Origin of the sequence: Variovorax sp. TBS-050B (genome assembly GCF_029893635.1) — a bacterium.
In the GTDB taxonomy this organism is placed as follows: domain Bacteria; phylum Pseudomonadota; class Gammaproteobacteria; order Burkholderiales; family Burkholderiaceae_C; genus Variovorax.
The window spans coordinates 3,216,687-3,239,092 of the sequence record NZ_JARXYR010000002.1; the positions used below are offsets into that span (position 1 = coordinate 3,216,687).

Genomic DNA, 22,406 nt, shown 5'->3' on the forward strand with positions numbered 1-22,406 from the left:
CGCCGGACGGGGCGCCGAGCGCCTGTGGTCCCGAGGCCCGAAGGCGCGGCCTCAGCGGCCGGGGCGGATCGCCGACTTGGGCCGGAACGCCTTGCAGACCGCGTCGTGGGTCTCGAGGTAGGGGCCGCCGATCAGGTCGATGCAGTAGGGAACGGCCGCGAAGATGCCGGGCACCTGCTGCGTGCCGTCGGCATCCTTCAGGCCTTCGAGCGTCTCGGCGATCGATTTGGGCTGGCCCGGCAGGTTGATGATCAGGCTCCGGTCGCGGATCACCGCCACCTGGCGCGAGAGGATCGCCGTCGGCACGAAGCGCAGGCTGATCTGGCGCATCTGCTCGCCGAAGCCGGGCATTTCCTTGTGCGCGACGGCCAGCGTGGCCTCGGGCGTCACGTCGCGCAGCGCCGGGCCGGTGCCGCCCGTGGTCAGCACCAGCGCGCAGCCCGCGTCCACGAGTTCGATCAGCGTGGCGCTGATCAGCGCCGCCTCGTCGGGAATCAGCCGAGCCTCGAAGGTGATCGGGTTCTTCAGCGCCCTGCCGAGCCAGTCCTGCAGCGCGGGCAGGCCCTTGTCCTCGTAGGTGCCGCTGGAGGCGCGGTCGCTGACCGAGACGATGCCAATGCGCACGGCATCGAACGCGCCCGGGCCCTGGTCCGCCGGCGTCACGGGGGCGTTCATGCGTCTTCCTCCCGGTCCTGCGCCGCGGCGGCGGCGGCATGGTCGTCGCTGCCGTGCACCGCGAGCTGCGCGCGCACGAGCTGGAAGATCTCGCGGTAGGCCTTGCCCTGGCGCGGCGCTTCGCCGGGCGGGCCGGCCTTCATGTCCTTGCGCGCCTGCCGCACCAGTGCGCGCAGCTGCTGGGAATCGGTGCCCGGATGGGTCTCGATCCAGCCGCCGAGCGCGTCGTCGTCGGCGATGAGCCGGTCGCGCCAGCGTTCGGCCTCGTGCAGCGCCGCGGTCTCGGCGGCAGGCACGCTGTTCTGTTCCTGCAGCGCCGCGCGCACGGCGTCGAGCACCTCGGGCTCCAGCGCGCGCATCAGCTTGCCGATGAACTGCATCTGGCGGCGCTTGCCTTCGAAGTTGGTGATGCGCTTGGCGTCGGCGATGGCTTCGACGAGCTTTTCCCCGAGCGGCAGCGCATCGAAGAGGCCGGCGCGCAGGCCGAGCAGTTCCTGGCCGAGCTTCTGCAGTTCGGCGCTTTCGCGCTTGAGTTCGGTTCGGCTGGCCTCGTCGGTGCCCTTGAGCTCGCGCTTGAGCTCGAGGTCGAGTTCGCTGCCTTCGGCGACGAACTGGCCACGGACGAAATAGCCTTTTTTGGGTTTGCGGGACATGGGGTGGATTCTGGGCCGCACCGTGCGGCGCTGCAACGCGCAGCGCGAAGGCCGGAGGGCGATACGGGATGGAGGGCGCAAGTATCATAGCCACCACATGACGACATCCTCCTCGCGCGCCGATTCCGGCTTCGCCTACAGCCGATCCTTCTTCGAAAACCTGGTCGACACCGCACTGGCCCATGCCAAAAAGCTGGGTGCCACCGATGCCGGCGCCGAGGCCTCCGAGGGCTGCGGCCTCAGCGTCTCGGTGCGCAAGGGCGAACTCGAGAACGTGGAGCGCAACCGCGACAAGTCGCTGGGCGTCACGGTCTACGTGGGCCATCGCCGCGGCAACGCCAGCACTTCCGATTTCTCCGAGGGCGCGATCGCCCAGACCGTGCAGGCGGCCTACGACATCGCGCGCTTCACGGCCGAGGACCCGGTCAGCGGCCTGCCCGACGAGGACGACATCGCGAAGGACTACCCCGAGCTCGACCTCTTCCACCCCTGGGACGTGACGAGCGAGGAGGCCGCCAGGCTGGCGCTCGAATGCGAGGCGGCGGCGCTTTCCACCGACCGGCGCATCACCAACAGCGAAGGCGCCGGCGTCTCGGCCCAGCAGAGCCATTTCTTCAGCGCCCACACCCACGGCTTCCGCGGCGGCTATGCGAGTTCGCGCCATTCGATCTCGGTCGCGCCGATCGCGGGCAGGGGCGACGACATGCAGCGCGACTCCTGGTACAGCTCGATGCGTTCCGCCGCCGAGCTCGCGAGCCCGCAGGCCGTGGGCCGCTATGCCGCCGAGCGCGCGCTGAGCCGGCTCAAGGCGCGCAAGATCAAGACCACCGAGTGCCCGGTGCTGTTCGAGTCGCCGCTGGCCGTGGGCCTGCTCGGCGGGCTGGTGCAGGCCGTGAGCGGCGGTGCGCTCTACCGCAAGAGCAGCTTCCTGCTCGACTCGCTCGGCAAGCCGGTGCTGCCGGCCCACGTCGACGTGCGGGAGGACCCGCACATCCCGCGCGGCAAGGGCAGCGCCCCGTTCGACGACGAAGGCGTGACCACCCGCGCGCGCAAGGTGGTCGATGCCGGCCGGCTCGAAGGCTATTTCCTCTCGACCTACTCGGCGCGCAAGCTCGGCATGAAGACCACCGGCAATGCCGGCGGCTCGCACAACCTGATCCTGAGCTCGCGCCTCACGAAGGCCGGCGACGACCTCGACGCCATGCTGGCCAAGCTCGGCACCGGCCTCTTCGTGATCGAGCTCATGGGCCAGGGCGTGAACTACGTGACCGGCGACTACTCGCGCGGCGCGAGCGGCTTCTGGGTCGAGAAGGGCCGGATCGCGTTCCCGGTGCAGGAGATCACGATCGCGGGCAACCTCAAGGACATGCTGCGCGGCATCGAGGCCGTGGGCGCCGACGCCTACACCTTCGGCGCCAAGACCACCGGCTCGATCCTGATCAACCGAATGAAGGTCGCCGGCAGCTGATCGCGCTTCAGACGATCCGCACCGACAGCTCCGGCAGCTTGTCGATGTGGATCTCGATCAGGTCGTCGCGCACCACCGGACCCACGTTCTCGGGCGTGCCCGAGTAGATGATGTCGCCGGGCATCAGCTCGAAGGCCTGCGACAGCCGGCTGATCTGCTCGGCCACCGACCAGATCATGTGCTTGAGCGTCGCGTTCTGCTTCGTCTGGCCGTTCACCTTGAGCCAGATCGCGCCGTCGGTGAAATGGCCGACGCTCGCCACCGGATGGATCGGTCCGATCGGCGCCGAGTGGTCGAAGCTCTTGCCGATCTCCCACGGCTTCTTCTGGTCGCCCATCTCGCGCTGCAGGTCGCGGCGCGTCATGTCCAGGCCCAGCGAATAGCCGTAGACCAGGCCCAGCGCGTCCGCGGTCGACACGTTGCGGCCGCCCTTGGCCAGGGCGACCACAAGCTCCACCTCGTAGTGGTAGTTCTTCGTCAGCGTCGGATACGGATGGTCGGCCACCGTGCCCGGCGTCACCACCTGGATCGCATCGGCCGGCTTCTGGAAGAAGAAGGGCGGCTCGCGCGTGGGGTCGGAGCCCATCTCGCGCGCATGGGCCGCGTAGTTGCGCCCGATGCAGTAGATGCGGCGCACCGGGAACACCTGGTCGGTGCCGGCGATCGGCACCGCGGCCTGTGCCACCGTGAACGGCGTCTTCTGGCTGCCGGCGGACTTGCCGCCGGCGGGCAGCGCGCAGCCGGCGATCGCGCCCGTGGCGATGGCGGCCGAACCGGCCAGCAGGCCGCGTCGTGAACTGGACATGTCTGGTGTCTCCTGAATCTGGGTCATGGGGAATGCCGGCCGGGCCGGCCGGCCCATTCTGGAGCGCGCCGCCGCCACGTTTGCGGACGCATCTACGCAAAAACAGGACGCAGCCCACACCGCCTCGGGCGTACCATGCGCCCATGTCGGCCCTTCGATCTAGCCTGCGCCTCTACGGCATGCAGGAGCGCGCGAACCACCTCGACTTCGACATCCGCTTCGAAGGCGCACGCGACGTGCTCGCGCGGCCGCACCGGCACGAATACTTTCAGATTCAGGTCAGCATCCACGGCGGTTCGCAGCAGGTGATCGGCGGTGCGGTGCGTCCGTTCACCACGGGGCACCTGAGCTTCGTGCGGCCCTACCGGGTGCATGTGGTGCCGCATCCGCCCGGCGCGCGCTATGCGATCGTCAACTTCGACCAGGGCTTTCTGTGGCCCGAACTCGCGGTCGAGCCGCTCGAGCTCGAAGCCATGCCGGTCTCGCGCCAGCCCGAGCTCGCGCCGTTCCTGTTCCAGGAGTCGATGGACTTCCATTTCGGGGACGTGGACTTCGCGCGCATCCTCGGCTGGCTCGACGAACTCGCGGTACTCAACCGCGAGCGCCGCTTCGGCAGCATGGGCGCGATCCGCGGCATCCTGCTGCAGCTGATGGCGCTCACCTGCGAACGGCACGAGGCGCCGCTGCTCGCGCAGGCGGCCCAGCAGAGCAGCCGCAGCCCCGGCGGCGATGCGCTGCAGCGCGTGATGCGCTACGTGCGCGAGCACCTCGGCGAGGAGAAGATGTCGCTCAACGACGCCGCCGCGGCCGCGATGCTGTCGCCCAACTACCTCGCGCACCTGCTCAAGAAGCAGACCCAGCGCACCTTCACCGAACTCGTGACCGAGCGCCGGCTCGAGCGCGCAAAGGAACTGCTGCTGACGTCGAACGCGCGCATCGGCGACATCGCCCGGCAGTGCGGCTTCAGCGACGCGGTCTACTTCAGCCGCCGCTTCCGGCTGCGCAACGGCCTCACGCCGCGGCAGTTCCGCGGCGGGGCCGGCCTTCCTTCACCGTCCCGCGAACCGCGCGTCCAATGACGCCTCAGCCTGCGCAGACCCGCGCCCGGCCTCCACGGCCGGCAGGCCGTCCGCGCATCTACCTGGCGGGCCCCGACGTCTTCCGCCCCGATGCCAGGGACCATTTCGTGCGGCTCTCGGCGGCTTGCGATGCGCTGGGGCTTGCGGCCTTGCTGCCAGCCGACGGCAACGAGGAGCAGAACGCGGATGCGCCGGAAATGCAGATCTTCCAGGCCAACATGCTGCGTCTTCGCGGCGCCGATGGCGTGGTCGCCAACCTCGCGTGCTTCCGCGGCCAGGAGCCCGATTCGGGCACGGTGTTCGAGGTCGGCGCCGCCGTGGCGCTGCAGATCCCGGTGGTGGCCTATGGCGTGCCTGCGGGCAGCTACGCGGAGCGGGTCCGGTCCGCGCTGCAGTGCGCGCCGGATGCGACCGGGGTGCTGCGCGAGATCGGCAGTGGTCTGGCGGTCGAGGACTTCGGCCAGCCGCTGAACCTCATGCTGGCCTGTTCGGTCCACCTCGCGCCGACGCCCGAAGCGGCGCTGCGGAAGGTGGCGGAGCTGCTCGCCGTTCCCCAGGCGTGAGTGCCACGCCGCGCGCGGCTTCCTCTTCTTCGTCCGGCTGCGCGATCAGGTGTTCGAGCATGCGCCGCGCATTGAGCGGCAGGTCGTGCGAGGAGCGCACGCAGGCCATCAGCGTGCGCTCGGCCCAGGCGTCGGCGAGCGAGGCGCGCGCGATCTTCATCGAGCGGGCGCAGCGCTCGGCGGCGGTCTGCGGCACGATGCCCACGCCGATGCCGTACGCCACCATGCGGCACACGGCCTCGAAGTTGCCCACCCGCACGCGGTAGGCGAGGTGCCTGCCGAGTGCGCGCACATGCTGGGTGATCAGCTGCTGCAGCGCGCTGTCGGCGGGCAGGCCGACGAATTCGCTGTCGACCACCTCGGCCAGCCGCACGCGCCGACGGCCGGCCAGGGCGTGGCCGCGCGGCATCACGAGCACCAGGTCGTCGCGCCGGAACGGATGGCATTCGAGGCCTTCGCTGTCGATGGCATCCGAGACGATGCCGATGTCGCACAGGCCGCCGCGCAGCGCTTCCACCGTGTCCGGGCTGGCGCGCTCCTCCAGGTCGACCGAGATGCGCGGATGCGCGGCCAGGAAGCGGCTCAGCACCTCGGGCAGGTGCTCGGTCAGCGCGGAGGTGCCGCACATGAAGCGCACATGGCCCTTGAGGCCCTGGCCGTACTCGCCGAGTTCGCCGCGCAGCCGCTCCATCTGCTGCAGCACGACGCGGGCATGGTGCAGCAGCGTGCGGCCGGCCTCGGTCGGGCGCACGCCCTGCGCATGGCGCGTGAGCAGCGGGCTGCCGAGCGCGTCTTCCATGCCGCGCACGCGCTGGCTGGCCGAGGCGAGCGTCATGTGCGAGCGCGCCGCGCCCGCCGTGAGGCTGCCGGCCTCGACCACGTGGAGAAAGAGCCGCAGGTCGGTGAGATCGAATCGCATGGTGGGCCGCAAGGTAGCACGGGAGCCTCAGCCTGAGCCTGAGCCCGGCTGCGCCAAAGCCGCATTTGCAGGCGCGCGGGCCGCCGGCAGACTTCGCCGGCATGATGACGATCATCCCGAACGAACTCGCAGGCCACGGGGCGGCGGCCGCCGCGGTCTTTCTGCTGGCCGGCGTCATCAAGGGCGTGATCGGCCTCGGCCTGCCGACGGTCTCGATGGCGCTGCTCGCGCTGTGGATGCCGCCCGCGCGCGCGGCCGCGCTGCTGGTCGTGCCTTCGCTCGTGACCAACCTCTGGCAGACCGGCCCGCGCGCCAGCTTCATGCCGGTGCTGCGGCGCATCGGCGGCATGCAGGCGGGGGTGGTGGCGGGCACGCTCGGCGGCGCATGCTGGCTCGGGGTGCCGGCCGGCGCCTGGGCCTCGGTGGCGCTGGGCGTGGCGCTGCTGGCCTATGCGCTCTGGGGCCTCTCGGGCCGACAGTGGCACGTGGATGCGGCGCGTGCGCGCTGGCTCGGGCCGCTGGTCGGCGCGGCGACGGGGCTGGTCACGGCCGCGACCGGCGTGTTCGCGGTGCCGGCGGTGCCGTACCTGCAGGCGCTGGGCTTCGAGCGCGATGCGCTGATCCAGGCGATGGGCATCTCCTTCACCACCTCGACCGTCGCGCTGGCGCTCGGGCTCATGGTCAACGGCGGCTATCCGCTCGCCGTGGCGGGAGGATCGGCGCTGATGCTGTTGCCGGCGCTCGGCGGCATGGCGATCGGCACCTGGTGGCGCAGGCGCCTGCCGGTGGCGGTGTTCCGGCGCTGCTTTCTCGCGGGGCTCGCCCTGCTGGGCGCGTACATGGTGGCGCACGCGCTCGCCTGACGCGGCGGCGCGCCGCCGGCCGCTCAGCGCGCGGCGGCCAGCGCCTCGCGCACGCGCTCGATGGTCTGCCGGTAGGGCGGGGTGAACTGGCTGATGTCGTCGCCGGCCGAGAGCCAGCTGAACGAGAACACGAGCCCGTCTTCCTCGGGGCTGCCCATGGCCACGTGCTCGAAGGTCTCGGGCAGCGGGCGGTCGGCGCGCATCAGGAACAGGTGCCAGCGCTGCGCATGGCGGATGGTGTTGCCTTCGATGCCGGCCTCGCATTCGCGCTCGAGGGTGCCGAGCGGCTGCAGCGGGCCGACGTGGTCGATGCCCGATTCCTCGAGCAGCTCGCGCCGCGCCGCGACCTCCGGTGCTTCGCCGGGCTCGATGGTGCCCTTGGGCAGCTGCATGTTGCCGTCGCCGGGATGGCGGAACACCAGCAGCCGGCCGCCCGCGTCCACGAGGCAGGCGCAGGCCTTCGGGATCACCGTGGTGCAGTCGCCGCCGCCTTGCATCAGGCGCTCGCGAGGGCAGCCTTGACCGCCGCGCTCACCTGGCCCATGTCGGCCTTGCCGGCAAGGCGCGTCTTGACCGCGCCCATCACCTTGCCCATGTCGCCCGGGCCCTTGGCGCCGAGTTCGGCCACGATGGCCTTGACTTCGGCGGCCACTTCGTCGGCGCTCATGCGCTGCGGCAGGTAGACCTCGAGCACCTTGATCTCGGCGGCTTCCTTCTCGGCCAGGTCGGTGCGGCCGCCCTGGGTGAAGGCGGCGACCGAGTCCTTGCGCTGCTTGACCAGCTTGTCGACGATCGCGACCACCATGGCGTCGTCGAGCTCCACGCGCTCGTCGACTTCCTTCTGCTTCAGCGCGGCGAGCAGCAGGCGGATGGTGCCGAGGCGCTCCGAGTCCTTGGCGCGCATAGCGGTCTTCATGTCTTCGGTGATCTGTTCTTTGAGGGTCATTCGATGCAACCTTGTTGGAAAAAAACAAAAGCCGCGGCAGGTTTCCCTGGCGCGGCTGTGGCAACGGATGTCCGGGACGCCCCGAACGTTGCTGGCTCAGTACAGCTTCTTGGGCAGCTGCATGCTGCGCACGCGCTTGTAGTGGCGCTTGACGGCCGCTGCCTTCTTGCGCTTGCGCTCGGCGGTCGGCTTTTCGTAGAACTCGCGGGCGCGCAGGTCGGTCAGCAGGCCGAGCTTTTCGATGGTGCGCTTGAAGCGGCGCAGGGCGACGTCGAAAGGCTCGTTTTCTTTAACGCGGATGGTGGTCATTGATGATCGTTGAACTGAATTTGGCCCGGAGAGATCGAGGCCCCGGGCCGGGGTTCCTCAACTGAGATTTTTTGCGGCCGTTGAGGGAAGGCCAAAAGTTAGCCCGCGAGTATAGCACTTTTCAGGCTTTCACAGGGCCATCGCGCAGGCATGGGCGCTGGCCCAGGCCCACTGGAAGTTGTAGCCGCCGAGCCAGCCGGTCACGTCGACCACTTCGCCGATGAAATACAGCCCCGGCTGCTTCGATTCCATGGTCTGGGAGGAAAGGTCGCGCGTGTCGACGCCGCCCGCGGTGACTTCGGCCTTCTTGTAGCCCTCGGTGCCGCTCGGCACGATCTGCCAGCGCGCGATCCGCTCGGCGAGGGCGGCCAGGGCCTTGTCGGCGGCTTCGTTGACGGGGCGCTGCAGGGCCGGGTCCTGGCCGACCCAGGCGTCGGCGAGCCGTGCGGGGACCAGTGCGGCGAGCTCGTTGGCGATCAGCTTCTTCGAGCGCCGCTTGGCGTCGCCCAGGGCCTCGGCCACGTCGACGCCGGGCGCGAAGTCGAGCACCAGCGGCGCGCCGGGCTTCCAGTAGCTCGAGATCTGCAGCACCGCCGGGCCCGAGAGCCCGCGGTGGGTGAACAGCAGGTCCTCGAGGAAGGCCGTCTTCTCCTTCTTCGCACCGGTCTCGATGCGCACCGGCAGCGCCAGGCCGGCGAGCGCGGCGTAGGGCGCCCAGGCCTCGCCGCCGAAGGTCAGCGGCACCAGCGCCGGACGCGGCGGCACCACGCGCAGGCCGAACTGCCCGGCGATGCGGTAGCCGAAGTCGCTCGCGCCGATCTGCGGGATCGACAGGCCGCCGGTCGCGATCACGAGCTTCGGCGTTTCGATCGGCCCCTTGCTGCTCTCGATCCGGTAGCAGCCCGGGCCCGTTGCGCCTGCTTCCGGCGCGGAAAAGACGATCTCGCCGAGCCGGCAGGGCTGCCAGTGCGTCACGCCGCCGGCGGCGCACTCGGCCAGCAGCATGTCGATGATCTGCTGCGAGGAACCGTCGCAGAACAGCTGGCCCTTGTGCTTCTCGTGGAAGGCGATGCCATGCTTCTGCACCAGGTCGATGAACTGCTGCGGCGCATAGCGCGAGAGCGCCGAGCGGCAGAAATTCGGGTTGTCGCCGATGTAGTGGCGCTGCGGCGCGCGCACGTCGAGGTCGCGGTTGGTGAAGTTGGCGCGGCCGCCGCCCGAGATGCGGATCTTCTCGGCGATGCGCTCGGCGTGGTCCACCAGCAGCACCCGCAGGCCGCGCTGTCCCGCGAGCCCGGCGCAGAACAGCCCGGCGGCGCCGGCGCCGACCACGACCACGTCGAAGCGATGGGGCGTGCTCAAGATGCTCAGGGCCCGTCCGCGGCCAAGAGCGGCGGCGGGTTGTACTTGAGGTGGCCGACGTAGCGCAGCGGCTGCCGGGCGGCGATCGAGGGCACGTCGCCCTCGCGCATGTGCAGCAGGTCGGCGGGGCTGACCCAGCGCGGATCGGCGTCGGTGATCGGCAGGCCGGCGCGGCGATAGGCTTCGAGCACGAACTGCGAGCAGAAGAACTGGTCGTCGCGGCTCGCGCCGAGCTGCACCGTGGCCATCCCGCTGATGCAGAAGCTGCTGACCGAGGCCGGCATCAGCGGCAGCTCGCACAGCCGCCGGTTCAGCACGAAGGGCGCGTTGAGCATCACGCCCGCCGTGTTGTAGCGCGTGCCCACCTGCGATTCGGCCCAGGCGCGCAGCCGCTCGGCGCCGGCCGGGTCGATGCCCGGCACGCGGAAGGCGACCACCATCTGCTCTTCGTTCAGCACCTCGTCGAGCGCGCGGGCGCGCACGCCGCTGCCCACCGCCTCGGCGATGCGGCCGTCGCCGAGGTAGAGCACCGCATGGCTCACGGGCGAGAAGGTGCCGAGCCGGATGCCGAAGGAATTGACCGTCGCGATCGAGGTCAGCAGGATGTCGCCCGGCGCGAGCGCATCGGCCGCGATCAGCTCGCCGCCATTGCCCGGCGCGATCACCGAACTCTGCACGCGCAGGCGCAGCCCCGCGTCTTCCGAGGGCAGGTCGAGCCGCGTGGCGCAGCCCGGCAGCAGCAACAGCAGCAGCGCGGCGGCCGGCAGCACCGCCGCAAGACGTGCGGGCCGCCTCATCCCTTCCAGACGAACGGGAACTTCAACTGCTTGAAGAAGCCGTTGGGCACGTAGTCGCCGAGCACGCCGTATTTCTCGGGCCAGAGCTTGGTGCTCTTCACCGCGGTGCCGAAGAGGTAGTCGAGGAAGGCGTAGTGCGCCGCATAGTTCTTGTCGAGCGCCTCCTGGTCCTGGCTGTGGTGCCAGTGGTGGAAGTTGGGCGTCACGATCAGGTAGCGCAGCGGCCCGAGCCGCACGCTCACGTTGCAGTGGTTGAAGACCGCCTGGAAGCCCACCACCACGATGTAGGCATCGATCACTTCCTTGCTGAAGCCGAGCACGTAGATCGGCGCGAGCACCAGCGTGCGCGTGATCAGCAGCTCGAGGATGTGCTGGCGCGCGAGCCCGCCATCCAGTCCATGCTCTTTACGCTGTGGTGCACCGCATGCAGGCGCCAGAGCACCGGCACCTCGTGGTAGGCGCGGTGTGTCCAGTACTGCACCAGGTCGGCCACCAGGATGATCAGCAGCAGCCCGGCCCAGAACGGCAGGTTGCCGACCCAGCCGCGCACGCCGTCGTTGGCGGCCCAGCCGAAGAACTTGTGCACCATCAGGTTGGTGGCCAGCAGCACGAAGCCCACGATCATGTGGTTGACCACGAAATGGTGGAAGTCGGTCTGCCATTCGGCGCGGAACACCGGCTGGTCCTTGCGCAGCGCGAACAGCTTCTCGATGAAGATGAAGATCAGCGAGGAGCCCAGCAGGTCGAGGATGAACCAGTCCAGGCCGATGTAGGGCGTGTTGTCGGCGAAGTCGTTCACCGGCACCTTGTGGCCGCCGAGCAGCGCCGCCGCGGCCACCAGCAGGAAGGCGGCCGAGGACAGCCAGCGCGAGCGGTTGAAGATGATGTTCACCAGCGCCAGCCCGCCCGACACGACCATCGCCGCCAGCAGGATGAAGCGCATCAGCTCGACGTCGTAGCTCTTGCGCAGCTCCGGCGTGGTGAGGTACTGCGGAAAGTGGAAGGCCAGCACGCCCAGGAAGCACAGGATGCCGAGGCTCAGTGCGATGGTGCCCGTGACCAGGCCGCGCCCGGGGCGCAGTTCGCCGTGGCTTTCCGTGAATTCGTTCAGTTTTTCGAGCATTTCCGCCTCTCTCTTGCTTGCGCTTTTGTTGGAGCGCGATTCTAGGCGGGTGTAGGAAAAGTCTCACGCCTCCGAGCGGGCCGGATGGCGGCGCTGGTCAGGTGCCGAAGCGCCCGGCGCCCGCGTCGACCGACGCCGCCGCCAGCCCTTGCAGCACGTCGCCCACCACGATCACCGCGGGGCTCGCGAGCCCGGCCTCGGCGATGGCGGCCTGCAGCCGGCCCAGCGTGGCGACCACGTGGCGCTGCTGGGGCAGGCTCGCGTGCTGCACCACCGCCACCGGCGTGTCGCCCGGCAGGCCGTGCAGAAGTTCGCGTTCGATGTGCGCCGCGCCCGCGACACCCATGTAGATCACCAGCGTGAGCCGGGCGCTGTGCGCGGTGGCCGCGAGCGCGCGCCAGTCGGTGGCGTCCTCGTGCGCGCCGGCGCCGGTCTTGGCATGGCCGGTGACGAACACCACGCCCTGCGCGTGGTCGCGGTGCGTGAGCGGCACGCCGAGCGAGGTCACGGCCGCCAGGCCTGCGGTGACGCCGTTGACCACGGTGCATTCGATGCCGGCCTCGCGCAGGTGCTCGACCTCCTCGCCGCCGCGGCCGAAGATGAAGGGATCGCCGCCCTTGAGCCGGACCACGGTCTCGCCCTCGCGCACCGCGGTGATCATGAGCCGCTCGATGAAGGCCTGCGGCGTGCTCTTGCAGCCGCCGCGCTTGCCCACGTGGACGATGCGCGCATCGGGGCGGGCATGCTCGCTCAGGATGCGCTCGTTCACGAGGTCGTCCACCAGCAGCACCGTGGCCGCGCGGATCGCCTTCACGGCCTTGAGGGTCAGCAGTTCGGGGTCGCCGGGGCCGGCGCCCACCAGCGTGCAGCGGCCGGCGGCGGCAGTGGGAGAGATCGGTGTCTGCTTCTTCATGCGTGGGACGCCAGTTGCGTGATGTGCCTCACCTGCACGGCGATGGCTTCGGGCACGGGAAGCTCGCCATTCAAGACCCGGCGCGTGTAGCCGGCCGTGGTCGCGACGTCGATGTCCTGCGGCAGGCCCGGCACCTCGCTGGCCGTGCCGGGCGCCTGGGCCTGAAGCTCGCTGCGCGCGCCGCGCACGAATCCGAGGATCTGCGCGGTGCGGCGCGGGTCCGACACCACCTCGCCTTCGAGCCCGCGCGAGAGCAGGGCGGTCATGCCGGTGAGCTCGAAGGTCTCGGCCATGGTGCGTGCGTATTCGGGATGGGTGTAGCTTGCCACGACCACCGAGGGACCGTCGCTCGGCTGCATCAGCTTGACCACGCTGTGGCCGGGGTTGCGCAGGCCCACCACGCGGCGCACGTCGAGCAGCCGCTTGAGCGCGGGGTTGAGCAGTTCGGTCGGCGCGAAGGCCGCCTCGCCGGAGGCGATGGACCCGATCTGCGACAGCACCGGCACGTCGAGCGCCTGCAGCACGTTCGAGGCCAGCACGCGCGAGGTCTCGGTGGCGCTGCCGTGCACCAGCACCGGCAGGCCTTCGCGCGCGACGAGCAGCGCCAGCAGCGGCGTGAGCACCGGCAGCTTGCGCGCGCCGTTGTAGCTCGGCAGCACCACGAGCGGCCGGTCGCCCGCGGGCAGGCGGTTCAGCCGTGCGTGGGTGGCGTCGAGGAAGCCGGCCATCTCCTCGGGCGTCTCGCCCTTGATGCGCATGGCCAGGCAGAAGCCGCCGATCTCGAGGTCGGTGACCGTGCCGTCCAGCACCTGGCCGAACAGGTCGGCGGCCTGCTCGCGCGAGAGCGGCTTCGCGCCCCGCGCGCCGCGGCCGATTTCCTTGATGTAGTGGCTGATTCCCATGGGTGCACGGATTGTCCCGCAATGCTTATGCCGGAATCCATGTCGGCTTATGCCCCTCCGGCCACCGTTTCGGCCGGCGTGGCGCGCACCATGCGCTTGAGTTCGGGCAGGCAGGAGCCGCAGTTGGTGCCGCATTTCAGCGCGCCCTGCAGCGCGGCGAGGCGCTCCTCCGGCGTGCCGTCGTGGCGGCCCAGTTCGGCCTGGATGGCCAGGTCGGTCACGTTGAAGCAGGTGCACACCGGATGGCCGCGCGACTGCACCGCCAGCGGGGCGCGCGCACCGGGCGAGAGCAGCAGCCGGCCGTAGCTCTGCGCGGGCATTTCCTCGCGCAGCAGGGTGCCGATCCAGGCTTCGGCGCTGGTGTCGCCGCCGAGCAGGAAGGCCTCGAGGCCGGCGTTGCCGTCGGCGCGCCGCACCAGCCGGGCCACGCGCCGCTGTCCGCGGCGGCGGTCGGCATAGCGCAGTGCATCGGCGGCGCGCAGGCCGAGCGCGGCTTCGATGCGGTCGACGAGCGCGTCCTCGGGCGTGTCATGCGCGGCCGCGCGGAACAGCACGCCGGTGCGCTCCTCGCCCGCCGCGCTGCCCGAGAACGGCACGCAGGTCGCGAACGGGAACAGCGCCATCAGCGGCTTGAGCGCCTCGTGCGCGGAGAGCGCTGCACCGGGCGGCAGCCACGCCATCGCGAGCAGCGACCATGGCAGCTCGGCCTTGAGGATCTTGACCGGCGTGTGCTTGAGCTCGGGCTGCTTCGACGTGGGGCAGTAGACGGGGCTGGTCAGCGCGTTGATGCCCGCGACCCGCGTGCCGGTCGACGAGCAGCCGCTCAGGTATTCCTCCCCCCAGTGCATGCCGACGAAGGCCTGGCTCAGTCCGATCTCCCCGCTGCCCTGCGCGGGCAGCAGGATCGAGCCGCGCTTCGAGGTCAGGTGCACCAGGTCGCCGTCCTTCAGCTGGCGGCGTGCCATGTCCTGCGGGTTCATCTGCACCACCGGCTCGGCGACGTGGCCGAACAGGCGGCCGACGGTGCCGGTGCGGCTCATGCCGTGCCACTGGTCGCGCAGGCGGCCGGTGTTGAGCGAGAAGGGGTAGCGCGCCTCGCGGGCCTCGGCCACGGGTTTGTAGACCGTGTCGACGAAGCGGGCGCGGCCGTCCGGCGTGGGGAAGATGCCGTTCTCGTAGAGCCGCGCGCGGCCGGTGGTCTCGCCTTCCTTCAGCGGCCATTGCTGCGGGCCGGCGCTGTCGAGCATCGCGTAGCTCAGGCCGGTGATGTCGAGGTCGCGGCCGCGCGTGGATTCGCGGTGCTCGTTCCAGACCTGCTCGGCCGAGGCGTAGGGGAAGAGCGTGGGCGCGCGGCCCAGCCGCGCCTCGAGCCGCCGCGCGAAGTCGACGGCGATCGACCAGTCGTTGCGCGCCTCGCCGGGCGCCGGCACCGCCGGGCGCACGCGCGAGATGCGGCGTTCGCTGTTGGTCACGGTGCCTTCCTTCTCGCCCCAGGTGGTGGCGGGCAGCAGCAGGTCGGCGAAGGTGCAGGTGGCGGTGGTGACGAAGGCTTCCTGCACCACCACGAACTCGGCGCGCTCGAGCGCGCGCCGCACCGTGGTCTGGTCGGGCATCGACTGGGCGGGGTTGGTGCAGGCGATCCAGAGCGCGCGGATCTCGCCGTCGGCCGCGGCCTGGAACATCTCGACCGCGGTCTTGCCGGGCTTCTCGGGCACCGAGGGCAGGTTCCACAGCGCGGCGACCTCCGCGCGGTGCGCGGGGTTGGCCAGGTCGCGGTGCGCGCTCAGCAGGTTGGCGAGGCCGCCCACCTCGCGTCCGCCCATCGCGTTGGGCTGGCCGGTCAGCGAGAACGGGCCCGCGCCGGGCTTGCCGATCTGGCCGGTGGCGAGGTGCAGGTTGATCAGCGCCGCGTTCTTCGCGGTGCCGCTCGACGACTGGTTCAGGCCCTGGCAGTAGAGGCTCAGGGTGGCGGGGGAGGTCGCGAACAGCCGCGCGGCAGCGAGCAGGTCGTCCTTCGAGATGCCGCAGACCTGCGCCACCTTGTCGGGCGTGCATTCGCGCACCGTGGCCTTGAGCGCATCGAAGCCCGTGGTGTGCGCCGCGATGTAGGCGGGGTCGGTCCAGCCCTCCCACAGCATCAGGTGCAGCATGCCGTTGAACAGCATCACGTCGGTGCCGGGCTGGATCGGCAGGAACAGGTCGGCGATCTCCACCGTGTCGGTGCGGCGCGGATCGGCCACGATGATCTTCATGGCGGGGTTCGCCGCCTTCGCGTCCTCGATGCGGCGGAACAGGATCGGGTGCGCCCAGGCGGCATTGCTGCCCACGATGAACAGGCAGCTCGCATGCTTCAGGTCGTCGTAGCAGGCGGGCGGGGCGTCGGCGCCCAGCGTCTGCTTGTAGCCGGCCACGGCGCTGCTCATGCACAGGCGCGAGTTGGTGTCGATGTTGTTGGTGCCGATCAGGCCCTTGGCGAGCTTGTTGAAGACGTAGTAGTCCTCGGTCAGCAGCTGGCCCGAGACGTAGAAGCCCACGGCGTCGGGGCCGTGGTCGCGGATGACCTGGCCGAACTTGTCGACCGCACCGTCGAGCGCGGCATCCCACGCGAGCGGTGCCGGCGCCGCGCCGCGCGCGGCACGCCGCATCGGCTGCAGCAGCCGCGTCTGGCGCGTGACCGCGGCGCTGGCCGTGAGATGCAGCGTCGAGCCCTTGGTGCACAGGCGCCCGAAGTTGGCCGGATGGTCGGGATCGCCGCGCACGCCGGTGATCTGCGCGCCATCGGATTCGATGACGACACCACAGCCCACGCCGCAGTAGGGGCAGGTGGAGCGGGTTTCTTGCATGCGTCGGTCCTTTGCGCTCTTCAGCCGCCGTGCGGCGCCTGCACGTCGAAGCTCTGGTCGCCGAGCTTGCCGGCCGTGGCGGCGCCCGGACCCGCGCGGGGCCGCTCCAGCTCCACCGCATGCGTCGCAAGCTCGTTCGGGTCCATCCACACCTGCCCCTCCCGCACCTTCACCGCGAACCTCGGCGTGCAGCCCTCGTCGGGCGACTTCGCGCAGCCGTCGTCCAGCCCGATCGCCCAGTTGTGCAGCGGGCAGGCCACGCTGGTGCCGAACACGATCCCCTGGGAGAGCGGCCCGCCCTTGTGCGGGCACCGGTCCAGCAGCGCGAAGACCTGATCCTCCGCATTGCGGAACACCGCCACGTCCACCCCCACCGGCCGCGCCACCCGGCGCGCACCGAGCTTCGGAATGTCCTCCACCCGGCAGATCACCTGCCAGCCGTGGTTGTTGTTGCTGTCGTTGTTGCTGTTGTTCATCGTTCGCTCCTTGTGCTTGTCACGCCGTCTGCGGCTCCACCACCGCCACCGGCGTGAACTGCCGCACGTCCACCGACGCCTCCGCCGAGGCGAACCACGGATCGGGCTCCCCGTCCAGCGCGAACTGCAGCCGCTCCCACAGCGCCTTGCGCCCGGCCTCATCCTCCAGGATCTTCTTCTTCACGTAGTCCAGCCCCACGCGCCCGATGTAGTGCACCGTGCGCTCCAGGTACCAGCCCTCCTCGCGGTAGAGCTGCAGGAAGGCCCCCGAGTACTCCATCACCTCCGCGGCCGTCTTCACCTTCACCAGGAACTGCGCCACCTCGGTCTTGATCCCGCCGTTGCCGCCCACGTACAGCTCCCAGCCCGAATCCACCCCGATCACGCCCACGTCCTTGATGCCCGCCTCCGCGCAGTTGCGCGGGCAGCCCGAGACCGCCAGCTTCACCTTGTGCGGCGCGTACATCGCCCACAGCGCGCGCTCCAGGTCCTTGCCCATCTGCGTGGAGTCCTGCGTGCCGAAGCGGCACCACTCGCTGCCCACGCAGGTCTTCACCGTGCGCAGGCTCTTCGCGTACGCGAAGCCCGAGGGCATGCCGATGTCCTTCCACACCCCGGCCAGGTCCTCCTTCTTCACCCCCAAGAGGTCGATGCGCTGGCCGCCCGTCACCTTCACCGTCGGAATCTTGTATTTGTCGGCCGCATCCGCGATGCGGCGCAGCTCGTCGGGCGTGGTGTGGCCGCCCCACATGCGCGGGATCACCGAGTAGGTGCCGTCCTTCTGGATGTTCGCGTGGCTGCGCTCGTTGACGAAGCGGCTCTGCGGATCGTCCTTCGCCTCCTTGGGCCAGGTGCTGATCAGGTAGTAGTTGATCGCCGGGCGGCAGGTCGCGCAGCCGTCCGGGGTGCGCCAGCCCATGCCGCGGTACACCGCCTCGTGGGTGAGCCAGTGCTCGCGGCGGATCGCCTCGCGCACGTCCTGGTGGCTCGCATCGGTGCAGCCGCAGACCGCCTTCTTCTTCGGCGTGGCCGAGTAGTCGCCGCCGGCGGTGAACATCAGGATCTGCTCCACCAGCCCGGTGCAGGAGCCGCAGCTCGCGCTCGCCTTGGTGTGCTTCTTCACCTCGTCGAGCGTGAAGAGGCCCTTCTCCTTGATCGCCTTGCAGATCGTGCCCTTGGTCACACCGTTGCAGCCGCACACCTCGGCCTCGTCGGGCATGCTGGCGGCCTTGTTGTGGCCCTCGTGGCCGGTGTCGCCGATGTTCGACTCGCCGAACATCAGCTTGTCGCGGATGTCGCTCACGCTGCGCCCGTCGCGCAGGAGCTTGAAGTACCAGCTGCCGTCCACCGTGTCGCCGTACAGGCAGGCGCCCACGAGCTTGTCGTCCTTGATGACGAGCTTCTTGTAGACCCCGCCGAAGGGGTCGCTCATGACGATCTCCTCGGTGCCTTCGCCGCCCATGAACTCGCCCGCGGAGAAGAGGTCGATGCCCGTGACCTTGAGCTTGGTGGAGGTGAGCGAGCCCAGGTAGCGGCCGATGCCGAACTGCGCGAGGTGATTGGCTGCGACCTTGGCCTGCTCGAAGAGCGGGGCGACGAGCCCGTAGGCGATCCCGCGGTGGGCGGCGCATTCGCCGACCGAGTAGATGCGCGCATCGGTCACGGTCTGCATGGTGTCGGTGACGACGATGCCGCGGTTGCAGTGCAGCCGCATCTTCTCGGCGAGTTCGGTGTTGGGGCGGATGCCCACGGCCATGACGACGAGGTCGGCGGGCAGCTCGGTGCCGTCCTTGAAGCGGATGGCCTTGACGCGGCCGTCCTCGCCACCCACCAGCTCCTGCGTCTGCGCACCCATCATGAACTTCAGGCCGCGGTCCTCGAGCGACTTCTGCAGCAGCCGGCCCGCGACGTCGTCGAGCTGGCGCTCCATGAGCCAGGGCATGACGTGCACGACGGTGACGTTCATGCCGCGCAGCATGAGGCCGTTGGCGGCTTCGAGGCCGAGCAGGCCGCCGCCGATGACGACGGCGTTCTTGTGGGTGCGCGCGGCCTCGATCATGTAGTCGGTGTCGGCGATGTCGCGGTAGGCGATGACGCCCTTCAGGTCCTTGCCGGGCACGGGCAGCATGAAGGGGTTGGAGCCGGTGCACAGCAGCAGGCGGTCGTAGGCGGCTTCGGTGACGGCGCCTTCGGCGTCCACGGCGCGCACGATGCGCTTGACGCGGTCGACCTCGACGACCTTCTTGCCCGCATGCAGGGTGATGCCGTTGTCGCGGTACCAGGCCCAGTCGTTGAGCACGATCTCGTCGAGGGTCTGCTCGCCCGCGAGCACGGGCGACAGGAGGATGCGGTTGTAGTTGGGATGCGGCTCGGCACCGAAGACGGTGATGTCGTAGAGCTCGGGCGCGAGCTTGAGCAGCTCCTCCAGCGTGCGCACGCCGGCCATGCCGTTGCCGACCATCACGAGCTTGAGCTTTTGAGTCATGGGGTGGGGCCTTTCGAGGAATCAGGGCAGGGGACGCCCATGGACAATGGCGCCATGAGCTTTGAAGTGGACATCGGCTACAGCAGCCAGCGCGGGCCGCGCGAGGTGAACGAGGACTTCGCCGGCGCGGTCGATGCGCCGCCGGGCGACGAGTCGCGCGGGCTCATCGCGGCCATTGCCGACGGCGTGTCCACGGGCGGCCGCGGCCAGGAGGCGGCGCAGACCACGGTGATGGGGCTGCTGGCCGACTACTTCGCGACGCCGGCCACCTGGGAGCCGACGGCCGCGCTCGACCGGCTGATCGCCGCGCAGAACGCCTGGCTCGCCGACCACAACCGCCGCCGCCAGGGCGGCGCGACCGCACTGACCACGCTGACCGCCCTCGTGCTGCACGGCCAGAGCTACACGCTCGCGCACGTGGGCGACACGCGCGCATGGCGCGTGCGCGACGCGGACGAGCCGGCGCTGCCGCTCACGCAGGACCATGCCTTCGAGCATCCGGACATGCGCAGCCGCCTCACGCGCGCGATCGGCCTCGACGACCAGGTGCGCGTGGACTATGCGCAGGGCGACGTGCGCGTGGGCGACTGCTTCGTGCTCACCTCCGACGGCGTGCACGGCGTGCTCAAGCCGCAGCGCCTTGCCGCGCTGGCACTGCGCGGCAGCGCCGGGGAGGCGAGCGGGGCGCTGGTGCAGGCGGCGCTCGAGGCCGGCACGCGCGACAACGCGACCGCGCTGGTGATCCGCGTGGTCGGCCTCGACGCGCGGCAGCTCGACGACGAACTCGGCGATGGCCGCCGGCTCGCGCCGCCGCCGCTCCTGAAGGTGGGCGACGTGCTCGACGGCCATGTGATCACCGCGCTCGTGGCCGACACCGGCGTGCACCTGCTCTACCAGGCGCGCAAGGCGGGCAGCCGCGAGCTGGTCGCGATCAAGACCCTGCATCCCTCGCGCGCGAGCGACCCGCAGGAGCGCGCGATGCTCGCGCACGAGGCCTGGCTCGGCCTGCGCGTCGGCAGCAGCGGCCTGGTGCGCGTGCACGAGCGGGCCGGGGACGCGAGCGCGCTCTACGTCGTGTTCGACTGGCATGGCGGGCGCACGCTGGAGCAGATGCGCAAGTCCGGCGCGCGCGGCAACGTGGCCGAGGTGGTCGCGGCCGCCATCGAGATCACCAAGGCCCTGGGCCGGCTGCACCGCCACGGCGTGGTGCATCGCGACATCAAGCCCGCGAACCTGCACCTGGGCGACGACGGCCGCTGGCGCATCCTCGACCTGGGCGTGGCGCTCTCCGGCCGCGAAGGCGCGGCGCAGCGCGAGCTGCATGCCGGCACGCCGAGCTACATCAACCCGGAGCAGTGGGAGGGCGCGCCGGCCGATGCCGGCAGCGACCTGTTCGCGCTCGGCGCCACGCTCTACCAGTGGCTCGGCGGCCATCTGCCGTACGGCGAGATCGAGCCCTACCAGGTGGCGCGCTACCGGCGCGACCCCGTGGCGCTCTCGCGTCTGCGGCCCGACGTGCCGGTGTGGCTCGACCACCTGGTGCGCAAGGCGGTGGCACGCGATCCGCGCGAGCGCTTCGAGACTGCCGAGGAAATGCTGCTGGCGCTCGAGCGCGGCGCCTCGCGCCCCGTGAGCGCGCCCGCCGCCACGCCGCTGATCCGGCGCGATCCGGCCGCGCTCTGGAAGATCGCGCTGGCCGTGTCGCTGCTGTTCAACGCACTGCTCGTGCTCTGGCTGCTGTTCCTGCCGCGCTGAGGGCGGGCGCGGCGCGTTCATGGCCGGGCCGCCTTTCGCGCGGCGCCGTAAGCAGCGTCGGCGGGCGCGGGCGAGGTGCGTGCGCGACCGCCTTTCTCGGCCCAGGTGCGGGTCCAGCGGATCTGCATCACGCGCATGACGCCGAGCATCACGAGCGAGAGCGCCGCGAAGAACACGAAGCCCCAGACGTAGCTGCCGAGGTACTGCTTCGACAGGCCCATGGCGTTGGGCACCAGGCCGCCGCCGAGCGCGCCGATCTCGCCGATCATCGAGCCGGCCACCGCGGTGCTCATGGGCCAGCGCAGCGGCACCAGCTGGAACAGCGCGCCGTTGCCCGCGCCCAGCGCCGCGAAGCACACGATCAGGAGCAGCGTGGTGAGCGTGAGCGAGGCCGACGACACGCCCACCAGCGCGAGCCCGATCGCCACCACCAGCAGCACCACGGTGAGCGTGTTCACGCCGCCCCAGCGGTCGGAGATCCAGCCGCCGACGATGCGCACCGCCGCGCCCATGAAGGCCGCGAGCATCGTGAGCTGGCCCGCCTGCACCTTGCTGACGCCGAACTGTTCGTAGTAGTAGGAGGGCAGGAAGGTGGTGAGCCCGATGAAGCCGCCGAAGGTCACGCCGTAGATCAGGCTGAACACCCAGCCGTCCTTCTCGAACAGGCAGGCGATGTGTTCGCGAAAGCTCGCATGGCTGTCCACGTCGGGCGGCTCCTTCGCGAACAGGATCATCACCACCATCGGCAGCAGGATCGCGCCCGCGGCCACGCCGTAGACGCTCTGCCAGCCCAGCCATTGCGCGAGCGGCGGCGCCACCAGCACCGACACCGCGGTGCCCACGTTGCCCGCGCCCACCAGGCCCATCGCCAGGCCCTTGTGCTGCGGCGGGAACCAGCCCGAGCCCAGCGACAGCGCCACGCCGAAGCTCGCGCCCGCGATGCCCAGCAGCACGCCCATCGCGAGCAGGTCGTTGAAGCTCTTGACGAAGAAGAAGCCGAACAGCATCGCCACCGCGATCAGGCCCATCTCGACCAGCGTGGCCTTCTTGCGGCCGATGTACTGCGAGAGGATGCCGAGCGGGAAGCGCATCAGCGCGCCCGCGATGATCGGCACCGAGAGCATCAGCCCCTTCTGCGCCGGCGAGAGGTCGAAGCTCTCGCCGATGAACGGCGCCATCGCGCCGTTGAGCACCCAGATGCAGCAGGAGAACGAGAAGTACAGAAAGGCCGCGAACAGCGTCGGGCTGTGGCCGGACTGCAAGAAGTTCTTGAAACTGGACATGGCGTTCAACGATGCAAAAAAGCCGCCGCGCGGCCTCGGGGGAGGACGCGTCGGCGGAAGGGGGTGGAAACGGGGTGCCGGCGGCGGATGCCGTCGGCGTGGCGGTGCGTTCCGGCGTGTGCATCGCCGGGACGGATGCCGCAGGCTGTTGCTGCTGCGGCGGCTTCACCAAAGCGGTGCTTCGTTA

At 70.3% G+C, this 22,406-nt stretch carries 20 protein-coding genes and 1 pseudogene; 5 read left to right on the forward strand and 16 right to left on the reverse strand.

Going from position 1 to position 22,406, the window contains the following annotated elements:
• Positions 1–51: 51 nt before the first annotated feature.
• Positions 52–675, reverse strand: a complete 624-nt coding sequence (mog, locus tag M2165_RS17945; protein WP_280815940.1) for a molybdopterin adenylyltransferase — start codon at positions 673–675, stop codon at positions 52–54.
• Positions 672–1,328, reverse strand: coding sequence for a ribosome biogenesis factor YjgA (yjgA, locus tag M2165_RS17950; RefSeq protein ID WP_280815941.1), 657 nt, complete (start codon positions 1,326–1,328; stop codon positions 672–674). The genes mog and yjgA overlap by 4 nt, the downstream gene beginning before the upstream one ends.
• Before the next feature lie 97 nt (positions 1,329–1,425).
• On the opposite strand from yjgA, the gene pmbA reads away from it, so the two are divergent.
• Entirely contained in the window at positions 1,426–2,796 is a 1,371-nt protein-coding gene (pmbA, locus tag M2165_RS17955) for a metalloprotease PmbA (protein WP_280815942.1), read from the forward strand.
• A 7-nt stretch (positions 2,797–2,803) separates the two neighbouring features.
• On the opposite strand, the gene M2165_RS17960 is transcribed toward pmbA, so the two are convergent.
• Entirely contained in the window at positions 2,804–3,601 is a 798-nt protein-coding gene (locus M2165_RS17960; protein ID WP_280815943.1) for a fumarylacetoacetate hydrolase family protein, read from the reverse strand.
• 179 nt (positions 3,602–3,780) lie between these two features.
• Here M2165_RS17960 and M2165_RS17965 point away from each other — a divergent pair, with 179 nt between their 5' ends.
• Positions 3,781–4,680 (forward strand): AraC family transcriptional regulator, encoded by a 900-nt coding sequence (locus M2165_RS17965; RefSeq protein ID WP_280817570.1) that lies wholly within the window; start codon positions 3,781–3,783, stop codon positions 4,678–4,680.
• Entirely contained in the window at positions 4,677–5,243 is a 567-nt protein-coding gene (locus M2165_RS17970; protein WP_280815944.1) for a nucleoside 2-deoxyribosyltransferase, read from the forward strand. The genes M2165_RS17965 and M2165_RS17970 overlap by 4 nt, the downstream gene beginning before the upstream one ends.
• Here the strand turns inward: M2165_RS17970 and M2165_RS17975 are convergent.
• Entirely contained in the window at positions 5,155–6,162 is a 1,008-nt protein-coding gene (locus M2165_RS17975; RefSeq protein ID WP_280815945.1) for a LysR family transcriptional regulator, read from the reverse strand. The genes M2165_RS17970 and M2165_RS17975 overlap by 89 nt on opposite strands.
• Before the next feature lie 104 nt (positions 6,163–6,266).
• On the opposite strand from M2165_RS17975, the gene M2165_RS17980 reads away from it, so the two are divergent.
• Entirely contained in the window at positions 6,267–7,025 is a 759-nt protein-coding gene (locus tag M2165_RS17980; RefSeq protein ID WP_280817571.1) for a sulfite exporter TauE/SafE family protein, read from the forward strand.
• A gap of 23 nt (positions 7,026–7,048) precedes the next feature.
• Here M2165_RS17980 and M2165_RS17985 read toward each other — a convergent pair whose 3' ends face one another.
• From M2165_RS17985 to nirB, 11 genes and pseudogenes are all read right to left on the reverse strand, one after another.
• On the reverse strand, positions 7,049–7,522 hold the full coding sequence (locus M2165_RS17985; protein WP_280815947.1) for an NUDIX domain-containing protein: 474 nt from the start codon (positions 7,520–7,522) through the stop codon (positions 7,049–7,051).
• Entirely contained in the window at positions 7,522–7,971 is a 450-nt protein-coding gene (locus tag M2165_RS17990; RefSeq protein WP_280815948.1) for a GatB/YqeY domain-containing protein, read from the reverse strand. The genes M2165_RS17985 and M2165_RS17990 overlap by 1 nt, the downstream gene beginning before the upstream one ends.
• Positions 7,972–8,067: 96 nt before the next feature.
• Positions 8,068–8,280 (reverse strand): 30S ribosomal protein S21, encoded by a 213-nt coding sequence (rpsU, locus tag M2165_RS17995; protein ID WP_007833691.1) that lies wholly within the window; start codon positions 8,278–8,280, stop codon positions 8,068–8,070.
• 129 nt (positions 8,281–8,409) lie between these two features.
• Complete coding sequence (locus tag M2165_RS18000) at positions 8,410–9,642, reverse strand: NAD(P)/FAD-dependent oxidoreductase (RefSeq protein ID WP_280815949.1); 1,233 nt, start codon at positions 9,640–9,642, stop codon at positions 8,410–8,412.
• 5 nt (positions 9,643–9,647) lie between these two features.
• Entirely contained in the window at positions 9,648–10,439 is a 792-nt protein-coding gene (locus M2165_RS18005; protein WP_280815950.1) for a YaeF family permuted papain-like enzyme, read from the reverse strand.
• A pseudogene (locus tag M2165_RS18010) lies at positions 10,436–11,562 on the reverse strand (sterol desaturase family protein). Before M2165_RS18010 ends, M2165_RS18005 begins: the two are co-directional and overlap by 4 nt.
• A gap of 97 nt (positions 11,563–11,659) precedes the next feature.
• Entirely contained in the window at positions 11,660–12,475 is an 816-nt protein-coding gene (gene cobA, locus M2165_RS18015; RefSeq protein ID WP_280815951.1) for a uroporphyrinogen-III C-methyltransferase, read from the reverse strand.
• Entirely contained in the window at positions 12,472–13,377 is a 906-nt protein-coding gene (ybiB, locus tag M2165_RS18020; RefSeq protein ID WP_280815952.1) for a DNA-binding protein YbiB, read from the reverse strand. The genes cobA and ybiB overlap by 4 nt, the downstream gene beginning before the upstream one ends.
• A 47-nt stretch (positions 13,378–13,424) precedes the next feature.
• Positions 13,425–16,220 (reverse strand): nitrate reductase, encoded by a 2,796-nt coding sequence (locus tag M2165_RS18025; RefSeq protein WP_280815953.1) that lies wholly within the window; start codon positions 16,218–16,220, stop codon positions 13,425–13,427.
• A gap of 20 nt (positions 16,221–16,240) precedes the next feature.
• The gene (gene nirD / locus M2165_RS18030; protein ID WP_280815954.1) at positions 16,241–16,696 is read right to left on the reverse strand and encodes a nitrite reductase small subunit NirD; all 456 of its coding nucleotides are present in this window, start codon (positions 16,694–16,696) and stop codon (positions 16,241–16,243) included.
• Between the two features lie 19 nt (positions 16,697–16,715).
• Entirely contained in the window at positions 16,716–19,181 is a 2,466-nt protein-coding gene (nirB, locus tag M2165_RS18035; RefSeq protein WP_280815955.1) for a nitrite reductase large subunit NirB, read from the reverse strand.
• A 54-nt stretch (positions 19,182–19,235) separates the two neighbouring features.
• Here nirB and M2165_RS18040 point away from each other — a divergent pair, with 54 nt between their 5' ends.
• The gene (locus M2165_RS18040) at positions 19,236–20,936 is read left to right on the forward strand and encodes a bifunctional protein-serine/threonine kinase/phosphatase (RefSeq protein ID WP_280815956.1); all 1,701 of its coding nucleotides are present in this window, start codon (positions 19,236–19,238) and stop codon (positions 20,934–20,936) included.
• A gap of 17 nt (positions 20,937–20,953) precedes the next feature.
• Here the strand turns inward: M2165_RS18040 and M2165_RS18045 are convergent, their stop codons facing one another.
• Positions 20,954–22,219 carry an MFS transporter gene (locus M2165_RS18045; protein ID WP_280815957.1) on the reverse strand — a complete coding sequence of 422 codons (1,266 nt, stop codon included), beginning with the start codon at positions 22,217–22,219 and terminating at the stop codon, positions 20,954–20,956.
• Positions 22,220–22,406 lie beyond the last annotated feature (187 nt).